Annotated in this window: 20 protein-coding genes and 1 pseudogene; 8 read left to right on the top strand and 13 right to left on the bottom strand. The window is 71.4% G+C overall.

Going from position 1 to position 23,354, the window contains the following annotated elements:
* The first annotated feature begins 91 nt into the window (after window positions 1–91).
* The gene (locus IEW07_RS02505; RefSeq protein ID WP_188534269.1) at window positions 92–517 is read left to right on the top strand and encodes a riboflavin kinase; all 426 of its coding nucleotides are present in this window, start codon (window positions 92–94) and stop codon (window positions 515–517) included.
* A 710-nt stretch (window positions 518–1,227) separates the two neighbouring features.
* Here IEW07_RS02505 and IEW07_RS02500 read toward each other — a convergent pair.
* The 3 genes from IEW07_RS02500 to IEW07_RS02490 all read right to left on the bottom strand — a co-directional run bounded on the left by IEW07_RS02500 (window position 1,228) and on the right by IEW07_RS02490 (window position 3,370).
* Window positions 1,228–2,358 carry an FAD-dependent oxidoreductase gene (locus IEW07_RS02500; protein WP_188534268.1) on the bottom strand — a complete coding sequence of 377 codons (1,131 nt, stop codon included), beginning with the start codon at window positions 2,356–2,358 and terminating at the stop codon, window positions 1,228–1,230.
* Window positions 2,355–2,540 (bottom strand): hypothetical protein, encoded by a 186-nt coding sequence (locus IEW07_RS02495; RefSeq protein ID WP_188534267.1) that lies wholly within the window; start codon window positions 2,538–2,540, stop codon window positions 2,355–2,357. Before IEW07_RS02495 ends, IEW07_RS02500 begins: the two co-directional genes overlap by 4 nt.
* Window positions 2,541–3,046: 506 nt before the next feature.
* The gene (locus IEW07_RS02490) at window positions 3,047–3,370 is read right to left on the bottom strand and encodes a class II glutamine amidotransferase domain-containing protein (protein ID WP_188534266.1); all 324 of its coding nucleotides are present in this window, start codon (window positions 3,368–3,370) and stop codon (window positions 3,047–3,049) included.
* Between the two features lie 339 nt (window positions 3,371–3,709).
* Here IEW07_RS02490 and IEW07_RS02485 point away from each other — a divergent pair, with 339 nt between their 5' ends.
* A complete protein-coding gene (locus IEW07_RS02485; protein WP_188534265.1) occupies window positions 3,710–4,675 on the top strand; it encodes an endonuclease/exonuclease/phosphatase family protein in 966 nt (321 codons plus the stop codon).
* A gap of 24 nt (window positions 4,676–4,699) precedes the next feature.
* Here the strand turns inward: IEW07_RS02485 and IEW07_RS02480 are convergent, their stop codons facing one another.
* The gene (locus IEW07_RS02480; RefSeq protein WP_188534264.1) at window positions 4,700–5,644 is read right to left on the bottom strand and encodes an AraC family transcriptional regulator; all 945 of its coding nucleotides are present in this window, start codon (window positions 5,642–5,644) and stop codon (window positions 4,700–4,702) included.
* A 566-nt stretch (window positions 5,645–6,210) separates the two neighbouring features.
* On the opposite strand from IEW07_RS02480, the gene IEW07_RS02475 reads away from it, so the two are divergent.
* The gene (locus IEW07_RS02475; RefSeq protein ID WP_371870201.1) at window positions 6,211–6,621 is read left to right on the top strand and encodes a GNAT family N-acetyltransferase; all 411 of its coding nucleotides are present in this window, start codon (window positions 6,211–6,213) and stop codon (window positions 6,619–6,621) included.
* A gap of 51 nt (window positions 6,622–6,672) precedes the next feature.
* Entirely contained in the window at window positions 6,673–7,092 is a 420-nt protein-coding gene (locus tag IEW07_RS02470; RefSeq protein ID WP_188534262.1) for a hypothetical protein, read from the top strand.
* A gap of 62 nt (window positions 7,093–7,154) precedes the next feature.
* Here IEW07_RS02470 and IEW07_RS02465 read toward each other — a convergent pair whose 3' ends face one another.
* Both IEW07_RS02465 and IEW07_RS02460 read right to left on the bottom strand, forming a co-directional pair.
* Window positions 7,155–7,610, bottom strand: coding sequence for a hypothetical protein (locus tag IEW07_RS02465; RefSeq protein WP_188534261.1), 456 nt, complete (start codon window positions 7,608–7,610; stop codon window positions 7,155–7,157).
* A 274-nt stretch (window positions 7,611–7,884) separates the two neighbouring features.
* Complete coding sequence (locus tag IEW07_RS02460; RefSeq protein ID WP_188534260.1) at window positions 7,885–9,234, bottom strand: AI-2E family transporter; 1,350 nt, start codon at window positions 9,232–9,234, stop codon at window positions 7,885–7,887.
* A gap of 211 nt (window positions 9,235–9,445) precedes the next feature.
* Here IEW07_RS02460 and IEW07_RS02455 point away from each other — a divergent pair, with 211 nt between their 5' ends.
* Complete coding sequence (locus tag IEW07_RS02455; protein ID WP_188534474.1) at window positions 9,446–11,272, top strand: glycoside hydrolase family 15 protein; 1,827 nt, start codon at window positions 9,446–9,448, stop codon at window positions 11,270–11,272.
* Here the strand turns inward: IEW07_RS02455 and IEW07_RS02450 are convergent.
* The 4 genes and pseudogenes from IEW07_RS02450 to IEW07_RS02435 form a co-directional block, all read right to left on the bottom strand.
* Window positions 11,250–12,001: pseudogene (locus IEW07_RS02450) on the bottom strand (ZIP family metal transporter). The gene IEW07_RS02455 and the pseudogene IEW07_RS02450 sit on opposite strands and share 23 nt — an antisense overlap.
* Before the next feature lie 220 nt (window positions 12,002–12,221).
* Window positions 12,222–13,757 (bottom strand): tripartite tricarboxylate transporter permease, encoded by a 1,536-nt coding sequence (locus IEW07_RS02445; RefSeq protein WP_188534259.1) that lies wholly within the window; start codon window positions 13,755–13,757, stop codon window positions 12,222–12,224.
* Window positions 13,757–14,389, bottom strand: coding sequence for a tripartite tricarboxylate transporter TctB family protein (locus IEW07_RS02440; protein ID WP_188534258.1), 633 nt, complete (start codon window positions 14,387–14,389; stop codon window positions 13,757–13,759). The genes IEW07_RS02445 and IEW07_RS02440 overlap by 1 nt, the downstream gene beginning before the upstream one ends.
* Entirely contained in the window at window positions 14,386–15,366 is a 981-nt protein-coding gene (locus IEW07_RS02435) for a Bug family tripartite tricarboxylate transporter substrate binding protein (RefSeq protein ID WP_188534257.1), read from the bottom strand. The genes IEW07_RS02440 and IEW07_RS02435 overlap by 4 nt, the downstream gene beginning before the upstream one ends.
* A 280-nt stretch (window positions 15,367–15,646) precedes the next feature.
* On the opposite strand from IEW07_RS02435, the gene tcuA reads away from it, so the two are divergent.
* Both tcuA and IEW07_RS02425 read left to right on the top strand, forming a co-directional pair.
* Window positions 15,647–17,134: an FAD-dependent tricarballylate dehydrogenase TcuA gene (tcuA, locus tag IEW07_RS02430; RefSeq protein ID WP_229741512.1), complete on the top strand. Its 1,488-nt coding sequence runs from the start codon at window positions 15,647–15,649 to the stop codon at window positions 17,132–17,134.
* 53 nt (window positions 17,135–17,187) lie between these two features.
* Window positions 17,188–17,880, top strand: a complete 693-nt coding sequence (locus IEW07_RS02425) for a GntR family transcriptional regulator (RefSeq protein ID WP_229741511.1) — start codon at window positions 17,188–17,190, stop codon at window positions 17,878–17,880.
* A gap of 93 nt (window positions 17,881–17,973) precedes the next feature.
* On the opposite strand, the gene IEW07_RS02420 is transcribed toward IEW07_RS02425, so the two are convergent.
* A complete protein-coding gene (locus IEW07_RS02420; protein WP_188534255.1) occupies window positions 17,974–18,738 on the bottom strand; it encodes an SDR family oxidoreductase in 765 nt (254 codons plus the stop codon).
* A 118-nt stretch (window positions 18,739–18,856) separates the two neighbouring features.
* Here IEW07_RS02420 and IEW07_RS02415 point away from each other — a divergent pair, with 118 nt between their 5' ends.
* On the top strand, window positions 18,857–19,630 hold the full coding sequence (locus tag IEW07_RS02415) for an IclR family transcriptional regulator (protein WP_188534254.1): 774 nt from the start codon (window positions 18,857–18,859) through the stop codon (window positions 19,628–19,630).
* Window positions 19,631–19,673: 43 nt separating this feature from the next.
* On the opposite strand, the gene IEW07_RS02410 is transcribed toward IEW07_RS02415, so the two are convergent.
* Together IEW07_RS02410 and IEW07_RS02405 are read right to left on the bottom strand one after the other, a co-directional pair.
* Window positions 19,674–21,662, bottom strand: a complete 1,989-nt coding sequence (locus tag IEW07_RS02410) for an acetoacetate--CoA ligase (protein WP_188534253.1) — start codon at window positions 21,660–21,662, stop codon at window positions 19,674–19,676.
* Window positions 21,663–21,723: 61 nt separating this feature from the next.
* The gene (locus tag IEW07_RS02405; protein ID WP_188534252.1) at window positions 21,724–23,067 is read right to left on the bottom strand and encodes an MFS transporter; all 1,344 of its coding nucleotides are present in this window, start codon (window positions 23,065–23,067) and stop codon (window positions 21,724–21,726) included.
* Window positions 23,068–23,354: the final 287 nt, after the last annotated feature.

Raw genomic sequence — 23,354 nt, 5'->3', positions numbered from 1 at the left:
CAGCGTGTCCGAACGCGGTGCGGGACGGTCCCACGGGCCGTCCCGCACCGCACCCCTTGCCCGCACGACTCATCAGAAGGAGAACCAGGTCATGACAGTGGTCGAAGGCATCGTCGAGCACGGGGACGCCCGGGGCAGGACCATCGGATTCCCCACCGCCAACCTCCCGCTCGCCGGGCCCGGGATCGAGGACGGTGTGTGGGCCGCGCAGGTGCGGATCGGATCCCAGGACCGGGCCGTCGCGGCGGTGTCCGTCGGCCGGCGCCGGACCTTCTACACCGGCGAGGGCCCCCGGCTGCTCGAGGCCCACCTCCTCGACTTCGACGGCGACCTGTACGGGCGCACGATGCGCGTCGAGCTGACCTCCAGGCTGCGGGGTCAGCAGAGCTTCTCCTCCGTCCAGGCGCTCATGGAGCAGCTGCACCGCGACGTCGAGGCCACCCGTGAGTGGGCCGCCGCTCACTGTCCCTGGCTCCTGGGCCAGGGTCGCGGCGCCACCGTGGGACAGTCGCACTGAAGCCGGCAGGGCCTTCTGGGGCGGCGGACGTGCCGGGCGTCACTGCCCCGCATTGTTGAGCAGCGGTCAACTCTGTTGGGCAGTGGCCAACGCATGCGTCCGGCCCTCCCGTGCTGTGCGCCGGAGACCCCATGATCCTGGCCTCTCCGGCAGCGCCTGGACTGCTCGCCGACGGTCTGCGGCCGGCCCCTCGTGGGAGCGCCGTGGTGACCGGATCCCATCTGGACGCCGTGTCCGGCGGCGCCTGTGACGACTCGCCGGGGTGCGGGGACATCGACCTGAAGGGCTGGAGCGCATCGGACCGGTCCTGGAGCTGCACGTCGAGCAGATCTGCGCCGCGGTCCGGGCTGTCGCCGCGGAGGAGGAGTGCACGGTGGACCTGGTGGAGGAGGCGCTGCGCACCACCACGGCGCCCTCGCCGGCCCTGGTGTGCAGGGCCTCGCGGTGGTCTCCAGGCCGCGGAAGAGCACGGTCACCGGCACGCCCAGTGCCGGCCGTCTCCTGATCACTGGTCGTCATCAGCCCATGGCAGCCGGGGCAGGAAGCCTTGGTTGCCGGGTCCAGGACGTGGGTGGCGACGATCCGGGGCGGTCACGTTCATGGCATCTCCTGCCGCGAGACGGCGACCGGGGCGGCGGCATCCCGTCAGAGTGTCACCGCCCCGGCCGACCGGCGGGAGAACCCGGTGGTGCCGGCTCGGGCGGGCAGGCTCAGCGCGCGAGAGCGGCGGTCCCCGGCCGGAAGACGGGTGGGACGCCCCCTGTGCCGGTGGCGAGATCGGCGGCCATCGCCCCGATCAGCGGGGCGAACTTCCCCCCGTGCCCCGAGCACGGGGAGACCACGGTGATGCCGTCGGCGGTGTCGAGGACGAAGTGCTCGTCGGGGGTGTTGGTGAACAGGCAGGTGGTCTCGGCGTAGGGCTCCGGGACCAGCCCGGGCAGGTACCGCTTCACGTACTCCACGACCCGGTCCCGGTTGGCGGGGTCGACCACGCCGTCCTGGGCGGCGGCGGAGCGGATCGGGCGGCCCCCGTTGAACTCGGCGACCTTCTGCCCGGCGAACCCGGCGTCGCGCCCGCCGGGCAGGGTGTAGACCTGCATGGCGTCCTTGTGGATCGTCGTGGGCCAGGGCCGGCCGGGGTCGCGGTAGGGGAAGTGGTAGGCGTTCTCCTGCATCACGGTGAACTCCGGCAGCCCTGTGAGGAACGCACCCGGCAGGGACAGCTGCCCCAGCAGCTCCGGCAGCCAGCCGCCGGCGGCGACCACCACGTGGGCGGCCTCCAGGATCGCCCCGTCCGGGCCGGTGAGGGTGAACCCCGACCGGGTCCGGGTGATGGAGGTGACCGGCCACCGGGTGTGCAGCTGCGCCCCGGCGGCCACAGCGAGCTCCACCATGGCCTCCACCGTGGTCCGGGCGTCGAGGACCCCGGCGGAGGGCTGGTGCAGGACGGGGGTGTCGACGACGAGCTGCGGCCAGCGATCCCTGGCCTCGGCCGGGGAGTAGAGCGCGTGCTCCACCCCGACCTGCTCCAGCACCCGGGCCAGGGCCTCGGGGTCGCGGCCGGGGCCGTGGTCCAGGCAGCCGACCCGGTCGATCAGCTGCCGGCCCGACTCGCGCTCCAGCTGCACCCACAGGGGTTCCGCGTGGACGAGGAGCTCGGCGTAGAAGGGGTCGGGGTAGGCGTAGCGGTAGATCCGGGCCGAGCCGTGGGAGGAGCCCTGGTCGCCGGCGGGGACCTCGCGCTCCAGGAGCACGACCTCCGCACCACGGGTGGCCAGCTGCCACGCGGTGGCCGCGCCCATGAGCCCGGCACCGATCACCGCGTACGGGCCGGCGCTCACCGGGACACCCCGGCGATCCAGGTGGTGCCGGCCGGCGTGACCTTGGCCGGCGCGGCGTACTCGGCCCGGTGCTTCGGGTTGTTGTCCCCCAGGACGGCCAGTGCCGCGGTATCGATGGCCACGGCGTCGGCGTCGGCGACGGCGGGGGAGGGTGCGGCGGTGGGCAGGTCGGTGAGGGTCACTGGGAGCTCCTGATCGGTCGGGGGCGCGTCAGTACGCGGCGAAGTTGTCGGCGTGGAAGTGGTAGAGCGTGCGGGCCGAGCCCTAGCGGCGGAAGCCGGCGGGGTCGTCGTCGGGCAGCGGCGAGCAGCTCGGCGAGCTCGGCCAGGTGCTCGGCGCGCATCTCCTTCTCGACGCAGTCCGAGCCCCGCGAGGCCACGGTGTCCTTCACGCAGATGCGGGTCCGTAGAGGGATTCCCCTGAGGCTGTCCCCGGCGTCCCCGCAGACCACGAGGGGCCCAGCCTGGGCCGTGAACGCGGACATATGGCCCATGTCGCCGCCCACCACGATGTCGACGCCTTTCCTCGAGGTCCCGCAGCGGGCCGACGCGTTGCCGTCGACGAGCCCGCCGTGGCCGGTGGGTCCGGCCGCCTGGGCCGAGCACGCGCACTGACGACCTGGCGAGATCCACCACGGTGGTGCCCCCGCTCTCGGTGGTGATCCGGGCGGGCCCGTGGGCAGCAGCGGTCATGTCCTGGTCCTTTCGGGAGTAGTGGGGGCTCGGGCGCGCCAGGTGCAGCCCCGGCCGGGCTCGAACACGCGGGCGTTCTCGATGCCGGGCGGACAGGCCAGGGCCCGGGACCCGGAGGCCATCGCCACCCGGTCGTCGGACTCGGCGACCACGGCCGGCCGGCACGAGACGGGGTCGCGCACCACGGCCATGCCGTCCTTGGTGGTCAGGACCTGAGTGTAGAAGCCGTCGAAGACCTCGCCGAGGCGCTCCAGCGCGGTTTCGAGGTCCTCGTCGGCCTTCAGGCGGGTGACGAGGCAGCGGGCGGCGACTCCGAACATGTGCTTCTCCTGGGGGTGCAGGGCGGTGGATGCCCGGCCTGGAGGGCCGGGCCGGTCAGAGGCGGCTCGGGTAGGAGGTCAGCTCCCCCCTGGCTCACCTGGCTGTGTCCGAGCACCCCGGCGATGAAGGAGCAGGCCCACTCCGACAGCCCAGGCAGCGGTCGTCATCGAGTCGGCGCAGGCGAAGTCCTGTTCGAACTGCCCGGCGCCCGGCCTCCGGCCGGCCGGTCTGGCGGTTCGTCCACGAGAACTTCCGGTCGGCGTCACCCCTCATTGGCACGGGCGTCACCGGGTGCCGGGAGACTGCGGAGGTACGTCCCCCCACCCAGGAGTCCTGCCATGCCTGATGCTCTCTCCTCCTCCGTCCCGTCCTCCATCTCGCGCCGAGGCGCGCTCGCCGGTCTGGGTGCCCTTGCGGCCTCCGCGGCCGTCGGGGTGACTGCCACCCCGGCCTCGGCCGCGACGCGCACCTGGGGCGGCCCGGCCCCGCTGATCGGCCCCGCGGGCGGCGAGAAGCTGCACGTGATGAGCTTCAACATCCGCTTCGACAAGGCGGGCACCCGCCCGGGGCAGCCTGATTACTGGCCCGAGCGAGCGCCGCTGGTGGAGCAGCTGATCCGCGTGGAGAAGCCCACCGTCCTCGGCGTGCAGGAGGCCGAGTACACCCAGCTGCCCGCCGTCGAGGCGGGTCTGGGGGCCAACTACCGGATGCTCGGCTTCGGCCGCGACGGCGGCAGCGGCGGGGAGTACTCCGCGATCTTCTACGACACCCACCGCCTCACCGCCCTGGAGTGGGACCAGTTCTGGCTCTCGGACACCCCGGACACCGCCGGATCCGCCACCTGGGGCAACTCGGTGACCCGGATCGTGACCTGGGTGCGTTTCACCGACGCGGTCTCCGGTGTGGAGTTCGTTGCCGTGAACACGCACTTCGATCACGAGTCGGAGAACGCGCGGCAGCGCAGCGCGTCGGTGCTCGTCGAGCTGGCCGGTCGCTTCGCCGGACTGCCGGTCGTGCTGACCGGGGACTTCAACGCCCTCGCCGAGAACTCGGTCGCCTACAGCACGCTGGTGGGGTCCGGCGTGTTCGTCGACACCTGGCTGACGGCGGACCAGCAGCTGACCCCGGAGTGGGGGACCTTCCCGAACTACAAGGCGCCAGCCATCGGGGAGAAGCGCATCGACTGGCTGTTGACCACTCCGGGAGACGTCGTGGTCCACGAGGCCGCGATCAGCACGTGGACCAAGGACGGTCGCTGGCCCTCGGACCACACTCCCGTCCACGCCCTGCTCTCCTTCGCCTAGCGTCCCCCGGCGCGGGGCCGGTGATCAGGTGCGCAGGGTGGCGGTGGGGTTCTGCCCGTAGCGGGCGCGGTAGGCGCCGGCGAAACGCCCGGTGTGCGTGAATCCCCAGCGGGTGGCGATCTCCTGCACGGTGTCTCCGCCGGCGGGGTCGGCGGCCAGCAGGTCGGCGTGTGCGGCCTGCAGGCGCAGGGTGCGCAGGTGGGCTGAGGGGGTGGTGCCCAACTCCCGGCGGAAGGCCGCCTGCAGTCCGCGCGGGCTCATGCGCGCGGCGGCGGCGATCCGGGGCAGGTCGACGTCCTCGGCCAGGTGCTCCTCCATGAAGGCGACGGCGCGGCGGACGGCGGGCGCGGCGGGGCGGTCCTCGACCGGCTCGGCGTTCCGGTCGAGGAAGGTGCTCGGGAAGGTGTGCAGCAGGGCGGTGGCCAGGGACCGGTAGGCCTCGTTCCGGGCGAAGGGGGAGGCCATGGCTTCGCCGTTGCCCAGCTGGTCGCGGGTGAAGTGGGTGAGGGTGTCGGTCCAGTAGCGGGCCATGGCCGGGCTGAGGGGGGCGGATCCGGTGAAGCGCAGCCGGAAGTCCTCGACGCCGAGCAGTCCTGCGGCGTGGACCTGGAGAGCGCCCAGGTCCATCGACACGGTCTGGAGGTCGACCTCGTCCCACCGGCAGGCGTAGGGGCGCACCGGGAAGAGGAAGGGGGCGGGCGTCGGGACGGCCTCGGTGGCGTCGGTGAACGTCAGCCGCCCGCCCAGGACCTGGCCGACGCGCACGATGTCGGTGGCGTCGATCAGCGCGGCCGTGGGGGCTCCGGTGAGACGGGCTCGTTCGCAGCTGATGTGCTCGATCGACAGGGCGGTCTGCCGTAGGGAGAACGAGGAGTTCTCGGCCAGCCGGATCTGCCGCAGGGCGTAGACGCGCTCGAGCACGCCGATGCCCTGGTCCGGGTCGTCGGTGGCCACACGAATGCGCTGCACCGGCTGATGAACGGTCGTTCCCGCCTGCGCCCCCGGCGTCGTCGGGCCGTCTCCATGACCGGACGACCGCTGGGGGGCGGAGGGCTGTGCGGGGGTGGGCATAGAGGGAATCCCTTCGCGGCATCACGATGACCGCGGCCGCCTTCTGGACCGATGGATAGACCATAGATCCCGCGACCTCGAACAGCCAAGGACAGGGGCTCGCCACGTGTCGTCCGGTTTCCGGGGCGGCACGGCAGGGTCGCCCTCCATCCCCACCGCGGGGCCGGGATGAAAATCGCGCACTTCGCTGAGATCCTGTCAACCAAGGGGTGCGCTTTCCGGCTCGTATTGCGTAAAGTGTCTTGAACGTCCCTGGGGGATTCCCGACGACCCGTGTGAGCTCTTCGTCCCTGCGCCGTGGTGCTCTGTGCCTCACCCGGTGTCCCGGGCCGGACCGGGTGAGGGCTGTGGGGCGGCGACATCGGGGAAGGAGCCTGGACATGATGAAGCGGGAGCCGCTCAGCGCACCGTGGACCGATGCGGTGGTGATGCGCGATGCGCGGCTGCCGGACGTCTTCCTGCTGATGGACCTGGCCGATCAGGCGGGCTTCCAGATCAACGCCCAGTGGTTCCGCGCCCATCTCGGGGTGAACGCGGAGACGGAGGCGTACCTGGTGGCCACCCTCGACGACGCGCCGATCGCCGGGGCGATGCTGCACCTGGTGCCGGCCGGACACCCCTCCGGACCGCGCGCGGCGCGGCTGACCGCCCTGGTCGTGGACGAGGACCATCGCGGCGGCCGTCTCGGTCTTGCCCTGCTGGGCTACTGCGAGCAGCGGGCCCGGGACATGGGCGCCGACACCCTGGAGATCTGCCTGCCGACCGGACAGCACAGCCTGGACGGATTCTGGGACCACCACGGCTACGAACGCCACGCCGCCTACCGCCACCATCCGCCGACGCTGTGGGCCAAGACCCTCGCGGCCGGCCGGTGACCCGACCCCGAGGACGATCTCTTGCCTGCTGCTCCCGCTTCCCCCTCCCCGGTGGACTCTGCGCCCGGCTCCTTCCGAGACGCCGTTGCCGGCTACGCCACCACCCACGGGCTGGTGGCCACCGTGGAGACGGTTCGGGACAGGGGCGAGGGACCCGCAGCGGCGGTGGCGCTCAGCGCTGACCCGGACACGGTCTTCGACCTGACCATGGCCGCCGTGCGGCAGGGAGATGTCCCGGCGGACTTCCAAGACCGGCACGCCCCCACGGGCGCCGGCTCGGCCCACCTCACATGGGCGACCGCCTCGGCCGCCGCCTTCAACAGGCACCGGCTCGGCCGCCGCCTGCCGCGCTACCAGCACGACATCACCGCACTGGCCGCAGCCCACCGCATCAGCGCCGTCACCGTCCGAGTCCTGCCGCTGCGGCCGGCCACCGTGCTGCAGCAGCTGCTGGGCATCAAGCACGTCTGACGCCCCCGGAGGAGCTCAGGGCCTGCGCGTCGATGCGCTCCCGACGGCGGGCGCTCGCCGACTCAGAACGAGAAGCTGCCGGCGGCGTCCTTGCCGGTGAGCACCAGATCCCAGCCGGCCTCGCCGCGCACGACCGTCGCGCTCTTGACCGTGCCGTGCTGGTCGATCCAGCGCAGGTCGTCGCCGTGGACGCTGATCCGGTAGCCGGACTGGCGGGCCACCCACGCGCCCTCGGCCACGGCCGCGTCCCGGCTGTCCGGCCACGAGAAGTAGCTGATCGCTCCGGCGACGGTCAGGGCGAGGCTGATCACCATGGCCACCAGCCCGGTGAACGCCGGCAGGCCCGGGAGCAGCGTGAGGGTGACCGCCACGGTCACCGTGACGGGCATGACGCCGAGCGGGTTGTTCCACCACCTCGGCTCGGGCAGGCGCGGCGTGCGGGCGACGGCGGGAAAGACCCGCACCGGGTCGTCGGTGGTCGCGGGGCGGTGGTCGTCGAAGAACTGCTGCAGGCTCAAGGTGCGCTCCAGAGGGCAGGCGGGGGCATCCGCAGTGCGGTCGGTGAAACAGGTGGGGGTGCGAGGCCGGTGTGGGGACGAGGCGGCACGCCGGCGCGGTCGCTCCTACCGGTCTACCACTGCGCCCCGGTGGGATGCCCAGTCAGGAGGCCGTTCGATTCCTCACATGGAACGTCCGGTCCCACCTACGGTGCGCAGCACGGCGCGGGGTGGCGGGGCGGCCGGGGCGCGGAGCGCACCACGGCGCCCGGCACGGCGGGCGCGGCGGAGAGGTTCACGGTGTGCCCCTCGACGGGTCCTGGGACCGGTGGAGGCCGCCCGGCCGGAGGGACTGGCGGCGCATGCGCTGGTACTTCCGGCGCTGGAGCCTGCTGACCCGGTCGGCGACTCCTTCCTTGGGCGAGACGGGATCGGGACCCAGGAGCGGGTCGTCGCCGGACTGGTACCGGGTGGTCCACACCTGCAGGACCGCCCAGGCCACGGCGGTCAGGGGGACGGCCAGCACCGCCCCGGCGACCCCGCCGAGCACGGTGCCGGCCGACAGGGCCAGGAGCACCACCAGCCCGTGCAGGCTCAGGGTGTGGCCCATGACCACCGGCTGCAGGAAGTAGCCCTCGACGTGGTTGACGGCCACGACGATGAGGACGACGATCAGCGCCTCGACCGGGCCGTTGGCCACCAGCGCCACCAGGGCCGCCAGGGTCCCGGCGAGCAGGGCGCCGACGATGGGCACGAAGGCGGTGAGGAAGACGACGACCGTCAGCGGGACGACCAGGGGCACCCCGACGGCCCAGAGCCCGATGCCGATGAAGGTGGCGTCGACGGTGGCGATCAGCGCGATGCCGCGCACGTAGGAGCCCAGGATGCTCACGGCGCGGTCCCCTGACTCGGCCAGCCTGGCCCGGGTGTCCCCGGCGAACCAGCGCAGCACGAAGCTCCACAGCTTCGGGCCGTCCTTGAGGAAGAAGAACAGGATGATGATCATCAGCACGGTCCCGGTGAGGACCTCCGAGGCGACCGTCAGACCGCTCAGGGCGCTCTGCCGGGCGTCGTCACTGGTGAGGTAGCCGCCGAGCTGGGCGAGGGCGGCGTTGACGGTGGCCGCATCCACCGGGACGGGCAGGGGCCCGGCGGCGATGAGCTCCTGGACGTGCTGCCAGCCGGCGGCGGCGGCGTCGACCAGCTCGTCGAGCTCTCCCCGGATCCCGAGCACCACTCCGGTGACGACCCCGCCCAGCACGCCGAGCAGGGCCACGAAGACGGCCACGGTGGCGCCGGTGTTGCTCCACCCGTGCTCCTCCAGCCGCCGCACCAGCGGGTGGACCGCGGAGGCGAGGATCAGGGCGATCAGGGTGGCCAGCACGATCATCTTGACCGCCAGCAGGACCCACAGCACGAGCGCGGCCACGGCGGTCAGGGCCAGCAGCTGGATCGCCCGCGAGCCGGCCCGTCCCAGACCGTCGGCCCACGGGGAGAGGGCCGGCGGGGGGTCGGGGACCGGCGGCACCGAGGTCACCGGCGGCACCGGCGCCGGTCCCTCCGGCGTCGACGACGTGCCGGTGACCTCCTCCGTCCTCCGTGCGGGCCGGACGGCGCTCGAGAGGAGCCGCGTCAAGGAGCGCATGCGGATCACTTCCTGTGGCCGGAGCGAGCCGATGCGCACATCGTACGCCCGGCTGGGGCCGAGGGATCCGGGATGTCGGCCGCTGTTTCGGGGGACGGGAGGCACGGCGGGCAAGGGGTTTACGGCGGGCGCGTCCAGGGCCAGAATGTGGCCCACAGCGGTGGCCCCCGGGAGGGCCACCACCTGTTCCAGCGAGGACGCGGTGACCGCCATGGGCCGGATCGAGGACTACGCCCTCATCGGGGATCTGCACACCGCCGCGCTGGTGGGCACGGACGGGTCCGTCGACTGGCTGTGCCTGCCCGACTTCGACTCCCCGGCGTGCTTCGCCGCTCTGCTCGACACCTCCGAGGCCGGGCGGTGGCTGCTCGCCCCGGCCGGCCAGGGGCATTGCGCACGACGACGGTACCGGCCCGGGACGCTGATCCTGGACAGCGAGTGGGACACCCCGACGGGCCGGGTGAGGGTCGTCGACTTCATGCCGCCGCGGGACGGACAGTCCGACGTGGCGCGCATCGTCGAGGGCCTGAGCGGGACCGTGGCGATGCGCACGGAGCTGGTGCTGCGCTTCGACTACGGGCACGTCGTGCCGTGGGTGCGGCGCGACCACGGGGGGATCCGTGCCGTGGCCGGGCCGGACGCGGTGTACCTGGCGACCCCGGTGCCGGTGCACGGGGAGCACTTCCGCACGCTGGGCGAGTTCACCGTCCGGGCGGGCGAGCAGGTGCCGTTCGTGCTCACCCGTGCCCCCAGCCACCTCCCGCGGCCCCGCGCGGTCGACGCGTCCGCCAGCCGCGACACCACCCAGGCGTTCTGGGAACGCTGGTCCGCGCGCAGCCGGGCCGCCGGCCCCTACCGGGAGGCCGTCCAGCGCTCGCTGATCACGCTCAAGGCGCTGACCTACGCGCCCACCGGCGGGATCGTGGCCGCCCCCACCACGTCGCTGCCCGAGCAGCTCGGCGGGCCCCGCAACTGGGACTACCGCTACTGCTGGTTGCGCGATGCCACCTTCACCCTGCAGGCCATGCTCGTGGCCGGCTACACCCAGGAGGCCGTCGCCTGGCGGGAGTGGCTGCTGCGCGCCGTGGCCGGGGACCCGGCCGAGCTGCAGATCATGTACGGGATCGACGGCCGGCGCCGGCTGCCCGAGACGACGCTGCCGTGGCTGAGCGGGTACGAGCGGTCCGCCCCGGTGCGGACCGGCAATGCCGCCGCCGACCAGCTCCAGCTCGACGTGTGGGGTGAGGTCCTCGACGGCCTCTCGCTGACCCGCAATGTCCTGCTGAGCGCCCCGGACGACTCCTGGGACGTCCAGACCGCCCTGATGGACCACCTCGAAGGCGCCTGGCGGGGCCCCGACAACGGTCTGTGGGAGGTGCGCGGAGCCCGCCGGCACTTCGTCCACTCCAAGGTCATGGCCTGGGTGGCCGCCGACCGGATGGCCGAGGGGGTGCGCCGCTCCCGCCTGCCCGGTCCTGCCGCCCGCTGGGAGGCGCTGCGGGAGACGATCCACGCCGAGGTCCTCCGCGAAGGCTTCGACGCCGGCCGCCGCACCTTCGTGCAGGCCTACGGCGGCACCGCCCTCGACGCCGCCCTGCTGCTGATCCCGCGCGTCGGCTTCCTCCCCCCGAGGGATCCGCGGGTGCTGGGCACGATCGAGGCGGTCCAGCGGGAGTTGACCGAGGACGGCTTCGTGCTGCGCTACCGCCCCGAGGAGGTCGACGACGGCCTGCCGGGTGAGGAGGGAGTGTTCCTGGCGTGTTCGTTCTGGCTGGTGGACGCCCTGGCCGGGGCCGGACGACGGGCCGAGGCCGTGGCGCTGTTCGAGCGCCTGCTGAGCCTGCGCAACGACGTCGGGCTGCTCAGCGAGCAGTGGGACCCCCGGGGCCGGCGCCAGCTGGGCAACACACCGCAGGCCTTCAGCCACTTCAGCCTCATCGGCAGCGCCATGCAGCTGCACCACGGCCGCGCCCACCGCAGCAACGCCGCCATCCCCTCCCGCGCCGCGGTGCCCGTCAGCCCAGGGAGTGCAGGCTGAACGCGGCCAGGAAGCCCAGCGTGGCGATCAGCCCGGAGTACAGGGCGGCCTTCTCGAAGGCCTCGGGGATCATGGTGTCGGTGATCATGGCCAGGATGGCCCCGGCCGCCAGCGCGTTGACGAAGGCCAAGGTGGTCGGGGCGGCCCCGTCCAGGAGCAGGTAGCCGACCAGAGCCGCCAGTCCCGAGGCCGCCGCGATCGCCCCCAGATGCCGAAGACGTAGCCGGGACCGCGCCCGGCGTTCTTCCACCCCGCGGTGCTGGAGAGCCCTTCCGGGACGTTGGAGATGAACACGGCGGCGAACATCGGCAGGCTCAGCCCAGGACCGGTCAGGAAGCTCAGTCCCAGCACCATGGACTCCGGCACGCCGTCGAGCAGGGCGCCGATGGCGATCGCCCCGCCGCTGCTGCTGCGTTCCGCCTGCGAGGGCTGCTGCGTCCCGGAGCGCTTGCGGTGCCGGGCGCCGTGCCGGGCCAGCAGGACGTTCAGCCCCACGTAGACGACCGAGCCCACCAGGAAGCCTCCCGCGGTGGGAGCCAGCCCTCTCTCCTCCACGGCCTCCTGGACGAGCTCGAAGGCCAGGGCCGAGATCAGCACGCCCGACCCGAAGGCCATCACGACCGCGACGAGCTGGGCCGGCACGCGGACGAACCACGCGACCGCGCTGCCCAGCAGCAGCGCGCTGCCCGCGATCAGGCCGGCGCCGCCGGCCATGAGCCACTCCGGCACAGGCGCTCCTTCCGTCTCCCTCGTCACGCCACAGCACATACCCGTCACGGGGGATCGTCAATGCTCGCCTCCGGCGGGGGACGGGTGGAGGTGCGACACTCCTGCCTCTGCCGTGCGGGATGTCGGGTTCGTGGCATCTCCTGTGGGGGATGGCCTCGAGGACCGGCCCGGCGCCGGACCGGTCCTCGAGAGGAGCAGTGTGTCGATGTGCGGCGGTGGTTCAGGCGGGGACGTCCTCCTCGATCGGGGTCCGGTCGTGGTCGTGGCGGTGGCGCAGGTGCTGGACGGCGCTGATGATGAGCCCGAGGGCCAGGACGGTGTAGAGGGTGATGGTGATGGGGCTGTCGACGAGAATCCCGGGATCGCCTTCCGAGACGGCCAGGGCGCGGCGCAGCTCGGTTTCGGCCAGGGGACCCAGCACCACGGCGATCAGCACGGGGGCCACCGGCACGTTGTAGCGGCGCATCATGAAGCCCAGGGCGCCCAGGCCCAGCAACAGCCACAGGTCGATCAGGGAGGCGCTGATCGCGTAGACCCCGAGCATCGACAGCACGGTGATCCCGGCGTAGAGGTAGTGGCGCGGGATGCTCAGCAGCTTCGCCCACACGGGGGCGAACGACATGTTGAGGACGACGAGGATGACCAGCCCGATGAACAGGGACGCCAGCAGGGCCCAGACAAGGTCGCCGCTGCGTTCGAAGAGCAAGGGCCCCGGTTGCATGCCGTACTGCTGGAAGGCGGCGAGCATGATCGCGGCGGTCGCGGAGGTGGGCAGGCCCAGGGCGAGCAGGGCTCCCATGGCGGTGCCGGCGGTGGCGTTGCCGGCCGCTTCGGGGGCGGCCAGGCCGCGGATGGACCCGGTGGTGCCGAACTCGGGGTCGTTGCGGCGTCTGGCCAGTTGTTTCTCGGTGCCGTAGGCCAGGAAGGTCGGAACCTCGGCTCCGCCGGCGGGGATGAGCCCGAAGGGCGCGCCGAAGGCGGTGCCGCGGATCCAGGCGGGCAGGGCCTTGCGGAAGTCGGCGGCGGTGAGCCAGGTCCTGCCCTTGGGGCGGATCTGGGTGGCCACGAGATCGCGGTGGATGCGGGAGGCGACGTGGAGGACTTCTCCGAGGGCGAGCAGGCCGACGGTGATGACGACGATGGAGATGCCGTCGAACAGCTGAGGCAGTCCCAGGGTGAAGCGGGCGGTGCCGCTGGGCCCGTCCACCCCGACCAGGACCAGGGCCAGACCGATGCCCAGGGCGGCGATGCCGCGGACGACCGACTCGGCCACGACGGCGGAGATGGCCAGGAAGGCGAAGACGGCCAGGGCGAAGTACTCGGCCGGGCCGAAGACGGTGGCCAGCCGGACCAGGGTGGGGGCGAAGAAGACGACCAGGGTGGTGGCCACGATCCCGCCGAAGAAGGCGCCCAGGGCGGCGGTGGCCAGGGCCTTGGCGGCCTGGCCGTTCTTGGCCATGCGGTGGCCTTCGAAGGTGGAGGCGATCGCCGAGGAGTTGCCGGGGGTGTTGAGCAGGATCCCGGAGGTGGAGTCGCCGAAGAGCCCGCCGAAGTAGACGCCGGCGAACATGATGAACGCCGCGGTCGGGTCCAGGGAGAAGGTGATGGGCAGCAGCAGGGCCACGGCCATGGCCGAGCCCAGGCCGGGCAGCACGCCGACGGCGGTGCCCAGCAGGGCGCCGATGAGCACCCACAGCAGGTTCATCGGGGTCAGGGCGTTGCTGAAGCCTTCGAGCAGGAGGGTGAGCTGTTCCATCAGAGCAGTCCTTCCAGGAATCCGGGGGGCAGGGGCAGTCCCAGTCCGGCGTTGAAGGCCAGCTGGATGACCGATGAGAACAGCAGGGCCACGCCCACATCGAACACCGGTCGCCTGCTGCCCAGAGCGCGGGAGACGACCCAGAACAGGAAGGCCGCGCAGAGGACCCAGCCCACCACCTTGAGCAGGACGATGAAGATCACTGCGGCGCCCACGATCTGTCCGAGGGTCTTCCAGTCCGAGTAGGTCTTCCACCGGGGGGAGATCCCGTATTCGTGGGCGTCGGTCCGCTCCCCGGTGACGTGGCCCAGGTCCTTGAGCATGTCGGCGGAGAAGTCGCCGTGGCCGGGGTGGGGGTCGGTGTCGGGCAGATGCGGGTGGCGCAGGAGGTGGACGGCCAGCACGGTGGCCGTGGCGTAGAGCAGCACGCACACGATGACCGGGAAGAACCTCGGTCCGGGCACGGCCTCCCCCTGGACGTTCATGGTGGCGGTGCCGATGGTGAGCAGTCCGGCGATGAGGTACAGCAGCCCGACCAGGGCGAACTCGCTGCGGCCGGTCCAGAAACTTCTCCGGGGCGGGATGGCCGTGGCGGGTGCCCCGGTGGAGGTGGTGGTGTCGATGATGCTCATAGTCCGAGGTCCTTTACGATCTGCTGGGCCGTGGCCACTTCGCCGTCGATGAAGTCCTCGAACTCCTCGCCGGTGGAGAAGGTGTCGTCCCAGTTGTTGCGGGCCAGGGCGTCCTGCCACTCCGGGGTGGCGTGCCACTCGGTGACGATGTCGATGAATGCCTCCTTGTCCTCCTCGGTGATGCCCGGGGCGGCGACGACGCCGCGCCAGTTGGGCATGGAGACGTCCACGCCCTGTTCCCGGAAGGTGGGCACGTCCACGCCCTCGAGGCGTTCGGGGGAGGAGATGGCCAGGGCTCGCAGGCTGCCGGCCTCGACCTGGTCCTTGACCTCGTTGTAGCCCGACATCCCGGCTGCGGTGGTGTGGGAGAGCAGGGAGTTCAACGCTTCTCCGCCGCCGGAGTAGGCCACGTAGTTCACCGCGCTGGGGTCGATCCCGACCTCCTTGGCCAGCAGGCCGCTGAGCAGGTGGTCGATGGAGCCAAGGGACCCGCCGCCCATGGAGTTGGCTCCGGGGTCCTGCTTCCAGGCGGCGAGGAAGTCCTCGAGGGTCTGGAACTCGGAGTCGGCCGGGACCACCAGGGCCGCGTAGTCATCGGCCATCCGGGCGATGGGCACCACATCGTCGAAGGACTCGGGGTTGTCGGCCAGCTCGATGGCCCCGACCATCACTCCGCCGGTGACCATCAGGGCGTCCTCGCGTCCGGGGTCCTGGACGAACTGGCTCAGCCCGATGGTGCCTCCGGCGCCCGGGATGTTGACCACCTGGGGGTTGTTGACGACTCCCTGGGCCCGCAGGGCCTGCTGGCCTTCGCGTGCGAACCCGTCCCAGCCGCCCCCAGGGGCGGCCGGGGCGATGAGGGTCAGTTTGTTGCGGGCGGTGCTCACTCCTCCGGAGGAGGCCGCGTTGACCAGGGCCAGCACGGTCACCACCGCCACCAGCAGGCCGAAGAGGCCTGTGCGGAGGGGCTTTTTCATGATCCTCGTTCCCTGACGACGTTGTCGGCTGCTCGGGCACCTGGTCGATGACCGGCCCCACGCGGTGGTGCCGAGGGGATCATCCATCGTGCATACCGCTGTACACATTGGAATACAGTTATACGGTGTGACCCTCATCACCGCAAGGCCCCTCGCCCCTCAGGTCGCGTGGTGAGCTTCAAGAGTCCCCATAAGCCGGGGTTCCTGCCTCGAAAAGATCTTGGCAAGCGGGTCGGCAGTACTGTATACAGTTGTGTACAAACAACTTCAGGAGGCACCAATGTCAGCTCAGAACACGGACATGCAGATCGAGACGACCGACGTGGTGGTGGTCGGTGGCGGCAACGCCGGCTTCACGGCCGCCCACGCGGCAGCGGTACGGGGCCGGTCGGTGATCGTGCTCGAGAAGGGGGAGCAGGACACGGCCGGGGGCAACAGCTTCTATACAGCCGGCGCCACCCGCATCGTCCACGACGGGTTGGAGGATCTTCAGGGGTTCGTCGAGTCCGACGACCGTCATGAAAAGACCGTGGTCCCGCCCTACAGCGCCGAGGAGTACGCGGCCGATCTGGCGAAGGTCACCGAGGGCCGCAACGATCCGCAGCTGACCGAGGTGCTCATCAGTGAGAGCCAGTCGACCCTGCGGTGGCTCAACGGCCTGGGATTGAAGTACCGGCTGATGTACGAACGTCAGGCCTATGAGCGCCCCGATGGTAGCTACCTGTTCTGGGGCGGGCTGCACGTGGGCAACGTCGGCGGTGGCGAAGGCCTGATCGCCGACCACACGCGGGTCGCCGGGGAGCTCGGCGTGCAGGTGCGCTACGGACACAGGGCTACAGAGCTGTGCGTGGAGAACGGGCGCGTGGTCGGCGTGGCCGTCGAGACCGCCCGGGGTCGCAAGGTGATCCGGGCGGAGTCCGTGATCCTCACCGCCGGCGGCTTCGAGTCCGACCCGACCTGGCGCCGCGAGCACCTCGGGGAGGGGTGGGAGAACGCCAAGGTGCGCGGCACCCCCTACAACACCGGGGACATGATTGCCGCAGCCCTGGAGGTCGGGGCGGCCAAGGGCGGGGACTGGTCCACCTGCCACTCCGTGCAGTGGGACGCCTTCACCCCCACCAACGAGTCCAACCGGGAGCTGACCAACCGTCTCACCCGCCAGAGCTACCCGATGGGCATCATCGTCAACACCGAGGGCAAGCGGTTCCTGGACGAGGGAGCGGACTTCCGCAACTACACCTACGCCAAGTACGGCAAGGAGATCCTCAAGCAACCCGGCTCGGTGGCCTACCAGATCTTCGACGCCACCCTGCGCCCGATGCTGCGCACCGAGGAGTACGACATGCCCGGCATCTCCGTGGCCACAGCCGACACCATCGAGGAGCTCGCCACCAAGATCGGGCTCGACCCCCGGGCGCTGGCGAAGACCGTCGAGGACTACAACGCCTCCATCGACCGGACCGTCGACTTCGACCCCACCGTCAAGGACGGGCGCAAGGCCGAGACCACCCCGCCCAAGAGCAACTGGGCCGCTCCCCTGGAGACCGGCCCGTTCTACGCCTACGGGGTCACCTGCGGGATCACCTTCACCTTCGGCGGCGTCAAGGCCGACACCCACGGCCGGGTCCTCGACGCCGACGGGAAGCACATCGAAGGCCTCTACGCCGCCGGGGAGATGCTCGGAGGACTGTTCAGCACCAACTACCCCGGTGGTACCGGCCTGGCCGCCGGATGCGTGTTCGGACGCCGCGCCGGAGCCCTGGCGTAAAGTTGGTGCCCATCCGGCCACCGCAGGCCGCCGACCATGCAAGGGGAACCCCAGTGACGCACACCGTGGCCTCCGCCCGCCCGGACGGCGATGCCATCTTCGTAGCCCTGCGCGACGAGATCCTCACCGGCATCCACCAACCGGGCACCCCCATGCGCGAAGTGGCCCTGGCCCAGCGGTTCGGCGTCTCCCGGACACCCGTCCGGGAGGCGCTCTCCCGCCTCCAGCAAGAACGACTGCTCGAACGCGTTGCCCGCGGTCTGCAGGTCCCCCAGATCGATCCCCAACAGGTCATCCAGATCTACGACATGCGCATCCTGCTCGAACAGGAAGCCGCCGCCCAGGCCGCCCGCGCCCGCCAGTTCCCCGACCTCATGCGCCTGGAAGCTCTCGTGGAGCGCGACCGCGGCCTCGTCGACCCCGACGACCACACCCGGATCACCACCAACCTGGAGTTCCACGCCGCGGTGTGGGCGTGCACCCACAACCCCGTGCTGCAGGACCTGCTCGAACGTCTCTCCACCCACCTGGTCCACGCACCCAAGTCCACCCTCTCGACGGAGGACCGATGGGACGCCGCCCTCGACGAGCACGAACGGCTGGTGCGCGCCATCGAGGACCAGGACGAGAAGACCGCCCGCACCATCGCCCGTGAGCACATGGAGACCGCCCGCCGACTCCGCCTCCAGCTCCTGCGCAAGACGGCACTGCAACAGCCGTCCCCTGACCCCAACCGCTCCCGCTAGTCGATCCACGTGTTCCGAAAGGGGCGATCCAGCCTCTGCCGAACCTTGTGGGGATCGCTTGCGCACATGCGATCCCGGCACTCCGGGTGGGTGTCACTGGGCGGCCTTGGAGTCGCCGTCGATGGGGAAGGACTGCCCGGAGATGGAGCGGCCGTGCGGTCCGGCGAGGAAGAGCGCCAGGGCGGCGATGTCGGCCGGGTCGACGAACCGGTCGACGGCCTGGTTGGCCAGGGCCAGCTGCGTCTCCTCCTCCACGCTGCGCCCGGAGACCGCGGCGCGCCCGGCCATCACCTGTTCGATCCGCGGCCCCTGGACAGCGCCGGGATGGATGGTGTTGGCGGTGATCCCGTGCGGGCCCAGCTCCAGGGACAGCGTCTTGGCAAACCCGACCAGGCCCCACTTGGTGGTGGAGTAGGCCACCCGGTTGGGGTAGCCGAAGCGCCCGGCGATGGAGCTCATGACGATGATCGATCCCCGCTGGGACTCCTTCAGCAGCGGGATGGCCTGCTGGGTGACGAGGAAGGTGCCGGTGAGGTTCACGCCGAGCACGGCGTTCCAGGCCTGCCGGTCGTAGTCGGCCACCGGTTGGGTGGGGCCGGCGATGCCGGCGTTGTTCACCAGCACGTCCAGCCCGCCGAGGGTGCCGCGGACGTCGTCGAACAGCCCCTCGACCGCGGCCGGGTCGCTGACGTCGCAGACGGAGCCGGTGACGGCTCCGGAGCCGGCGGTGGCCTGCTCGAGGGCGGTGGGGTCGACGTCGCCGATGTGGACGCGGGCGCCGTCGGCGGCGAAGGCCCGGGCGATGGCCAGGCCGATGCCGTTGGCGCCGGCGGTGACCAGAACGCGCTGGGGTGTCATGGTGAGTGCCTTTCTCGTGGCTGAGGTGGGTGTCGATTCCGGAAGGTGACGGTGTCCGGGGTCGGACGGTCGAGGAGAACCGTTCTCCTCAGGGGTGTCGCCGTGCCAGGATCCCGTTATGCAGAACAATTCCGAGGCCGCTCCCCTGCAGTCGGTCGACCGGGCCCTGCACCTGGCGCTGCTGCTGCGCGGGGGCCGTCGGCTCTCCGTGCACGAGGCCGCCGAGGTGCTGGGCACGGCCCCCTCCACCGCCCACCGCCTGCTCAGCGCCCTGGCCCACCGCGGGTTCGCCGCGCAGGACCGCGAGCGCCGGTACGTGGCCGGGCCGGTCTTCGTCCCGCAGGCCGCGCAGGTCGGTGCGGGACTGCTGCGGCGGCTGGCCTACCCGGTGCTGCAGGAGCTCCACGAACGGCTGGGGGAGACGGTCCAGCTCATGGTGCTCTCGGGCAACAGCATCCTGTTCATCGACGGGATCGAGGACGTGGAGCGGGGTCTGCGGGTCGGGATGCGCCTCAACGACAAGATGCCGGCCTACTGCTCGGCGGGGGGCAAGGCGATGCTGGCGGAGATGAGCAACCCCGAGCTGGAACGGCTCTACCGCGGGGGCCTGACGCCCTGGCCGACAGCCCGGTTCACCACGCTCAACGCCCTGAAGCGGAATCTGGCCACGGTGCGGCGGGTGGGCTACGGCACCAGCGTCGAGGAGACCGAGCGGGGCGTGCACGGTGTGGGAGTCAGCGTGCACGCCCCGTCGGGCAGCGTGGTGGCCGCGCTGACCACCGCGGTGCCCAGCGTGCGGTTCCGCCGCCAGGACATGCCCGGCTACGCGGAGGGTCTGGTCGCCGCCAGGGCCGCCCTGGAGGAGCTGCTCGCCGCGGAGGCGCCCGCCTGACCCGTGGGGGCACCTCCCACCGGTGACGTCGTCCATGGGTCGCTCAGCCGGGCCGCAGGGCGCGGTTGACGCGCCGGACGGTCTCGTCGATGTCCTCCGCACGGATCACCGCGCCCGGATCGAGGACCTCGCCCAGGACCGCGCCCTGGATGATGCGCTTGAGCGGGATCTCCAGGCGCTTGCCGTTGGGGTTGCGCGGGATGGACTCCACGAACACGATGTGGTCGGGCACGTGCCGGGGCGAGAGCTCGGTGCGCAGGGCGGTCCGGATCGTCTTCTCGAGCTGGGCGGTGTCGGCGCCCTCGTCGGCGTCGACGAGCAGGACCAGCTTGCCCATTCCGCCGCCGTCCTCGAAGTGCAGCACCATGGAGTCGTCGACGTGGGCCACCCCGTCCAGGACGGCGTAGAACTCGGCGGTGCCCAGGCGCACGCCGCCGCGGTTGAGGGTCGCGTCGGAACGGCCGGTGATCACCCAGCTGCCCCGCTCGGTGTGGATCAGCCAGTCCCCGTGGCGCCACACGCCCTCGTAGGCGCCGAAGTAGCTGTTCAGGTAGCGCTCGTTGTTCCCGTCGCCCCAGAAGAACACGGGCATCGAGGGCATCGGCTGGGTGGCCACCAGCTCACCCGGTGCCCCGACGAGCGGGGTGCCCTCGGGGTCCCAGGACTCGACGGCCACCCCGAGGGGGCGGCATGACATCTCCCCGGCCCAGACCGGGGTCAGCGGGGAGGCCCCGACGAAGGCGGCGCAGATGTCCGTGCCTCCCGAGGTCGGGGCCAGGAGCACGTCAGGATTCACCTCGTCGTAGACCCAGGCGGCGACGTCGGCGGCGAGCGGGGAGCCCGAGCACTGGATCTCCCGCACCCGGGACAGGTCCCAGGTCCGGCCCGGACGCAGACCGGCGTGGGCGGAGGCGGCCATGTACGCGGAGCCGGTCGCGAAGTAGGTGGCCTGCGTCTCCTCGAGGACCGCCCACTGGGACCAGGGCCCGTCCAGGGCCGGCCAGTTCGGGTCCCCGTCCTCGAGAACCATGGCCGCGCCCACGAGCAGGCAGGAGATGGACAGGGTCCACACCATCCACCCGGTGGTGGAGAAGAAGAAGGCGGTGTCCTCCGGGCCCATGTCGAAGTGCAGGCCCATGGCCTTGTAGTGCTCCAGCAGCAGTCCGCCGTGGGAGTGGACGATGGCCTTGGGCCTGCCCGTGGTCCCGGAGGAGAACAGCACGGTCAGAGGGTGCTCGAACGGGACCGCCTCGATCGCGATCTCGCCCTGCTCGTGAGTGAACTCGGTCCAGGGGACGGCTCCGTCGGGCACGGGGCAGTTCTCGTCCAGGTAGGGCAGCAGGACCACGGGCACCTCTGGCAGGGACGTCCGGATGCGGGCGAGGTCCTCGGCTCGCGACAGGTCCTTGGCCCCCCAGCGGTAGCCGTCGATGGCGATCAGCAGGGAGGGCTCGAGCTGGGTGATCCGGTCCAGCACGCTCTTGGGGCCCATCTCCGGGGGCACGGAGCACCAGATCGCGCCCATGGCGGTGGCGGCGAGGTAGGCGGCCACGGTCTGGGGGATGTTGGGCAGGTACCCGGCGACCCGGTCCCCGCGCCGGACGCCCGCCCGGCGCAGGCCGGCCTGGATGCGCCCGATCTCCTCCAGCAGCCGCTCCCCGGTCCAGTCGAGACTGCCGTTGGTCTGGCTGCGGGACCTCAGCATGACGTCCGAGGAGCGTTCGCGCAGGGAGCGGAGAATGTGCTCGGTGTAGTTGATCCGGGCCCCGGGGAACCACCGGGCGCCGGGCATGGTCCGTTCGGCCAGCACGGTCTCGTAGGGGGCGTGGGTGATGATCTCGAAGTGCTCCCACACCTCCGCCCAGAACTCCTCGAGGTGCTCGACCGACCAGGCCCAGGCGGCCTCGTAGTCGGGGAAGGTGCGGCCGGTCTTGGCCTCGATGCGCTCGAGGAACCGGCCCATCCGGCAGGCGGACCACTCGGATCGGGGCGGGGCGGGGCGGAGCAGGGTGCCGGGGTCGACGGTGCGCATGAGGTGTCCTTCGGGTGCTGTCAGGGATGTCACGGGAACGGTCGGGAGCCGGCGGGAGGCGTCAGTGCGCGGCTGCCGGGACGGCCTCGGTGGCCAGGGGGGCTCCGGAGCGCTTGAGGGAGTAGCCCAGGGCCACGATGCACAGGGCGGCCGCGGCCAGCGGGACGGCGAAGAGGAAGAAGACGTTCTCCGGCTGCCAGCCTCCGGAGATGAGGTAGCCGACCAGGATGGGGGCGACGATGGAGACCAGTCGTCCCAGCCCGATCATCCAGCCCACCCCGGTGGCCCGGGCCCGGGCGGTGTAGACGCCGGGGGAGGTGGCGTAGAACCCGGCGATGCCGGCGGTGGTCAGGATGCCCAGGAACAGGGCCAGGACCATGGCGACGCCGATCTGGTGGAAGACCAGGCCGAAGACCACGTAGGCCGCCGCGGCGCCGACCAGGGTGGCGACCAGGAGGATCTGGCTGCGGTACTTCACGGCCAGGGCGCTGAAGATGAAGCAGCCGATGATCCCGCCGGCGTTGGCGATGACGCCGGTGGTGACACCGGCCGAGTCGCTGCTGGAGGCGGTGGCCATGATCTTCGGGGTCCAGGTGTTGGCGAAGTAGTAGGCCGCCACCAGGCAGGCGTAGCCGATCCAGAGCATCTGGGTGCGGAAGCGGACCGGGCGGGTGAGAACCTCCTGGATGGCGCTCTGCTCCTTGACCGCGGTGGCCAGGGAGGGAAGCGCCTCCACGGGGGCCTTGCCGATCCTGGTCAGGATGCCGTTGACGCGCTCCAGCGCCCGGGCCGGGCGGCGGGTGATCAGGTAGTCCAGGGACTCGGGGAGGAACTTCCACGACACGGCCAGCATGATCACGGTCAGGGCGGCGCCGATGCCGAAGATGACCTGCCACCCGTACTGCGGGATCAGGGGTGCCGCGACGAGCCCGCCCACGGTGGCGCCGATGGGGTAGCCGGCGGTGTAGATCCCGATGATGGACCCCCGACGCTTGTCCGAGGCGTACTCGGCGACCAGGACGTTGAGGTTGGCCATCATCCCGCCCACCCCCAGACCGGTCAGCACGCGGAAGACCATCAGCTGGGTGGTGCCGGTGGCGAACACCGACAGGACCATGCCGATGCTGATGATCACCAGGGAGATGATCGTCAGCTTCCGCCGCCCGATCCTGTCCGCCAGCGGGGTCAGGAAGATCGACCCGGCGGCCATGCCGAAGAGGCTGGCGCTGAGCAGGAAGCCCAGGGTGACGGGGTCGATGCCCCACTCCCGGGAGAGCACCGGGGCTGCGTAGGCCATCACCGCGACGTCGAAGCCGTCGATCAGGATCAGGGCCAGGGCGATGCTCACCGCGATCACCTGGAACCGGCTCATCCGCGACCGGCGGATCTCCGAGAGAACGTCCATGTCTGTTTCCCCATCACTCGGGGTGAGGCAGATCACCTCACGTCATGTGACGCTAGTCAGCCGAGGGGGATGGAGAAGATTTTCGTTCCTAATTCCATGATGAGGAACAGGGATCTGACCTGTTCTTTGCGCTCACGCGCGCTGGCTCACGCAGTTGTTCAGCGGGTTTCCGCGGGTTTCCGACGAGTGGCAGACCCTGATCCCGCTCTGCGGAATGTGCGACAGCGGAGGCCGAGGTCTTGCCGCGCCGGGTCTCTCGCCAGCCTGTTGCCGCCCCGGCCCCCTCC

The organism is Kocuria dechangensis (assembly GCF_014636775.1).
GTDB classification, from domain to species: Bacteria; Actinomycetota; Actinomycetes; order Actinomycetales; family Micrococcaceae; genus Kocuria; species Kocuria dechangensis.
The sequence above is the reverse complement of the archived record's forward strand: the minus strand, read 5'-3'. Positions and strand labels throughout refer to the sequence as shown.